Raw genomic sequence first — 3,760 nt, forward strand, 5'->3', positions numbered from 1 at the left:
CCGGAGGTTTCCCTCCGGCTTTTCTCAATCACATCACGCTACGCCTTACGCCACGTCTTCGTACTGCGGCACCGGGTTGCGGAAGCTTTTGGTCACGCAGGCCAGATAGACCAGACCGATACCGGCCCAGATCAGGCCCAGAATCATCGAGCTCTCTTCCAGGTTGACCCACAGCGCGCCGACGGTCAGGGCGCCGCACATCGGCAGGAACAGATACTGGAAGTGGTCTTTCAGCGTCTTGTTGCGTTTCTCACGGATCCAGAACTGGGAAATCACCGACAGGTTAACGAAGGTAAACGCCACCAGCGCACCAAAGTTAATCAGCGCCGTCGCCATCACCAGGTCGAAGTTAATCGCCAGCAGCGCAATCGCGCCGACCAGGATGATGTTCATCGCCGGAGTGCGCCAGGTCGGGTGCACGTAGCCGAAGAAGCTTTTCGGGAACACGCCGTCGCGGCCCATAACGTACATCAGACGCGCCACGCCAGCGTGCGCCGCCATACCGGACGCCAGTACGGTGATGGTGGAGAAGATCAGCGCGCCAACCTGGAAGGCTTTACCTGCCACGTAGAGCATAATTTCCGGCTGTGACGCATCCGGATCTTTAAAGCGCGAGATATCCGGGAAGTACAGCTGCAGGAAGTAGGTGGCAAAGATGAAGATCAGGCCGCCGATCAGCGCGGTCAGGAAGATCGCGCGCGGAATGACGCGCTCTGCATCTTTGGTCTCTTCAGACAGGTTGCTGATGCCGTCGAAACCGGTAAACGAGAAGCACAGGATCGTCGCCCCGGTAATCATCGGGATCACGTGCGCGTCACCGGACCAGAACGGACGGCTGCTGGCCAACGTACCGGCGCCCTCGCCTTCAAACACGCCATAAATCACCATGCCGAGGATAACGGCGATCAACACCACCTGCAGCACCACGATCACGGTGTTGAAGTTGGCCACGGATTTAATGCTGCGCAGGTTAAAGGCGGTCATAAAGGCGACCAGCGCGATAACAAACACCCACGACGGAATCGAAGGCACCAGCGCTTCAAAATAGATTTTCGCCAGCAGAATGTTGATCATCGGCGCGAACAGGTAGTCGAGCAGCGAGGACCAACCCACCATAAAGCCAACGGTCGGGCTGATGGATTTCTGCGCATAGGTATACGCCGAGCCGGCAGAAGGGTAACGACGTACCAGCTTGCCATAGCTCAGGGCAGTAAACAGGATAGCGATTAACGCAAAGGCGTAGGCCGTCGGCACGTGACCGTCGGTCATACCAGAGACGATACCAAACGTATCGAACAGCGTCATCGGCTGCATATAGGCCAGGCCCATCATTACAACCGGAACTAACGTAAGCGTTTTACGTAATTCCACGCGAGAGGTATTTGGAGTAGCGTTATGCGACATAGTTATCCCCTTTTACGGTGAACGCCAGCGCGTAAGCAAAAAATTGCCCCATTTCTTTCTATTCCTCAGCGACAACGACTGTCGGTTTTTAGTAAATATCTATCCGGTACGAAGCCCGGCCTCTTGGTATTGAATGATGTGTCTTTCGACCAAAAAAATAACCGACACTTTAAAAAAAAGCGTCGGCTAGTCTCTGGTTTTCAGGCCGCATATTTTGCAACAAATTCAACGGCGTTGACAAGATGTTATGAAGTTCATTGCGTAAGCATAATTTTTAACGTGCTAATATCTATACGGTTTCCGTATGATAAATTGTAAAAATAGCACTATTTGCTAATAGCGTTTCCCGCCACCATTTGCCAGCCAAACCGCAGGTGGCGTCATTCCAGGCGATCCACGCGCGTTGACGAGGCGACAGCCCGCGCACGGTCATGCAGACCAGCTCGCCGCTGTCCAGCAGACCCTGCACCTGATAGCGCGGCAGGCACCCCCAGCCCAGCCCCAGGCGCAGCAGCGCCAGCTGCCCCGCGGCGTCACACACCGTCAGGGTCTCCTGATCGCTGAGTAGCGCCCCGCCCTCGCCGGTTGCCACCGCCCGATAACGGCGCAGGGTTCGCCAGCTCAACGGTGCGCGGTGTCGCGCCAGCGGATGCTGTGGGGCAACGACCAGCAGCAGCTCCAGCTCGCCGAGGGGGAGATAGTCATAACCGCTCAGCGGCGGCGGCTCGCCGAGCGCCCCCAGCAGCAGATCGGCCTGCCCGTCAGTCAGCGGCCGCCAGTCCAGCAGGGAGGGGTTCAGCGTGAAGTGCAGCCGGGTCAGCGGCTGTTGTTGATAAAATGCAGCGATTGGCGGCGAGAGCAGCGCCACGGGAAAGGTGCTGTCCACCGCCAGACGAAGGCTATTCTCCCACCCCTGCTGCAGCTTAACCGCCCGGATCTCCAGTTCGCGGGCGATATGCAGCACCTCCCGCCCTTTCTCCAGCAGCATCTGTCCGCTGGGGGTAAAGCGCGCGCGATGGCCGCTGCGGTCGAGCAGCTGAATATTGAGATCGCTTTCCAGGCGGTGAATGGTGTAGCTCAGCGCCGAGGGCGTTTTAAAGAGCTTTGCCGACGCGGCGGCAAAGCTCCCCTCTTTTTCCAGGGCATCCAGGATCACGAGGACATCCAGCAGTGGTTTCATCGCTACCCCCTTACGGTATGCGAATCACCGCTGGCGGATCACTCCATCGGCATCACCAGCGGATCGGGGTACTGGTACTCAAACCCCAGCTCATTGCAGATACGATTGCCATCTACAATCTTGCCCTGGCCGCCGTCCGGGCTGTCGCTGAACACCGGCGGCGGCAGACCGAGCTCGCGGGCCATCTGCGGATAAAAGAGGCCGCGCGCCGGATGGCGGGGCGCACATAGATTATAGATGTGCCCGCCCTTCGGGGCCTGCAGCAGCAGTTCGATAGCGGCCACCACATCCTGCAAATGCACCAGATTGACCACGTGCTGGCCATCCGGCGCCGACTTGCCGGCGAAAAAACGTCCCGGATGGCGGGAAGGCCCCACCAGCCCGGCCAGGCGCAGAATATCCACCGATGTCCCCGGCAGGTTGTGCAGCCAGTCCTCCAGCTCCTTGAGCACCTGTCCGCTGGCAGTTTGCGGCAGACGCGGGGAATTCTCCTTCACCGTACCGTTGACGTTGCCATACACCGAGGTGGAGCTGGTGAAGACGATCCGCGGAATATGGTACGCCAGCGCGGTATCGACGATCTCCTGCACCGCCTGTAGATAAAACCCTTCCCCTGCCCCGGTACGCCGGGCCGGCAGGGTGATCACCAGCGCATCGACGTTCATCAGCGCGTCGAGGTCCTCGGTATCACAGACCAGCTGCGGCTCCAGGCGCAGCGGATAGCTGTCGATCCCGCACATCCGCGCCGCCTCCACGCCATCCTGCGTAGTTTTACTGCCGGTGACCTGCCAGCCTCGCGCCGTCAACGACAGCGCCAGCGGCATCCCCAGCCATCCCAAACCGACTATCGCGACCTTTTTCATCCCAGGCTCCTGACTCTTTCGCTGTGCTGATTACAGGCTACGCCAGCCAGCGGCAACTGACAATTTCTTCGCTCAATATGAAATGAATTAATGATAGAAAAAAGCCCTTGCTTTCTGCGGCGGAAGTGGTTTAGGTTAAAGGACATCAAATGCATAGTCATTCACAGAGAATTTTTATGAACCGCGTTCAATTTAAACACCACCATCATCACCATCATCCTGACTAGTCTTTCAGGCGATGTGTGCTGGAAGACGTTTGGATCTTCCAGTGGTGCATGAACGCGCAGAGAGCCCCCGGAAGATTCACTTCCGG

At 58.0% G+C, this 3,760-nt stretch carries 5 protein-coding genes and 1 other annotated feature; of the genes, 1 reads left to right on the forward strand and 4 read right to left on the reverse strand.

The features are described 5' to 3' along the window. Positions 1-45 precede the first annotated feature (45 nt). From plaP to HMPREF9538_RS18585, 4 genes are all read right to left on the reverse strand, one after another. Positions 46-1,404 carry a putrescine/proton symporter PlaP gene (gene plaP, locus HMPREF9538_RS18595; RefSeq protein ID WP_004148994.1) on the reverse strand — a complete coding sequence of 453 codons (1,359 nt, stop codon included), beginning with the start codon at positions 1,402-1,404 and terminating at the stop codon, positions 46-48. Then, positions 1,394-1,456 carry a membrane protein YoeI gene (gene yoeI, locus HMPREF9538_RS33325; RefSeq protein ID WP_096335043.1) on the reverse strand — a complete coding sequence of 21 codons (63 nt, stop codon included), beginning with the start codon at positions 1,454-1,456 and terminating at the stop codon, positions 1,394-1,396. The genes plaP and yoeI overlap by 11 nt, the downstream gene beginning before the upstream one ends. Positions 1,457-1,693: 237 nt before the next feature. After that, positions 1,694-2,584 (reverse strand): LysR family transcriptional regulator, encoded by an 891-nt coding sequence (locus HMPREF9538_RS18590; RefSeq protein ID WP_004175276.1) that lies wholly within the window; start codon positions 2,582-2,584, stop codon positions 1,694-1,696. 38 nt (positions 2,585-2,622) lie between these two features. Then, a complete protein-coding gene (locus HMPREF9538_RS18585) occupies positions 2,623-3,447 on the reverse strand; it encodes an SDR family oxidoreductase (protein WP_004152513.1) in 825 nt (274 codons plus the stop codon). A gap of 176 nt (positions 3,448-3,623) precedes the next feature. On the opposite strand from HMPREF9538_RS18585, the gene hisL reads away from it, so the two are divergent. Then, the gene (gene hisL, locus HMPREF9538_RS31475; protein ID WP_004899375.1) at positions 3,624-3,674 is read left to right on the forward strand and encodes a his operon leader peptide; all 51 of its coding nucleotides are present in this window, start codon (positions 3,624-3,626) and stop codon (positions 3,672-3,674) included. Then, positions 3,650-3,760 (forward strand) — a sequence feature (His leader region). Its footprint overlaps the gene before it by 25 nt.

This window comes from Klebsiella sp. MS 92-3 (genome assembly GCF_000195655.1).
GTDB classification, from domain to species: Bacteria; Pseudomonadota; Gammaproteobacteria; order Enterobacterales; family Enterobacteriaceae; genus Klebsiella; species Klebsiella pneumoniae.

Coding starts and splice junctions, on each gene's coding strand:
- plaP (WP_004148994.1), bottom strand. CDS start 1,404: ATGTCGCATAACGCTACTCCAAATACCTCTCGCGTGGAATTACGTAAA.
- HMPREF9538_RS18590 (WP_004175276.1), bottom strand. CDS start 2,584: ATGAAACCACTGCTGGATGTCCTCGTGATCCTGGATGCCCTGGAAAAA.
- HMPREF9538_RS18585 (WP_004152513.1), bottom strand. CDS start 3,447: ATGAAAAAGGTCGCGATAGTCGGTTTGGGATGGCTGGGGATGCCGCTG.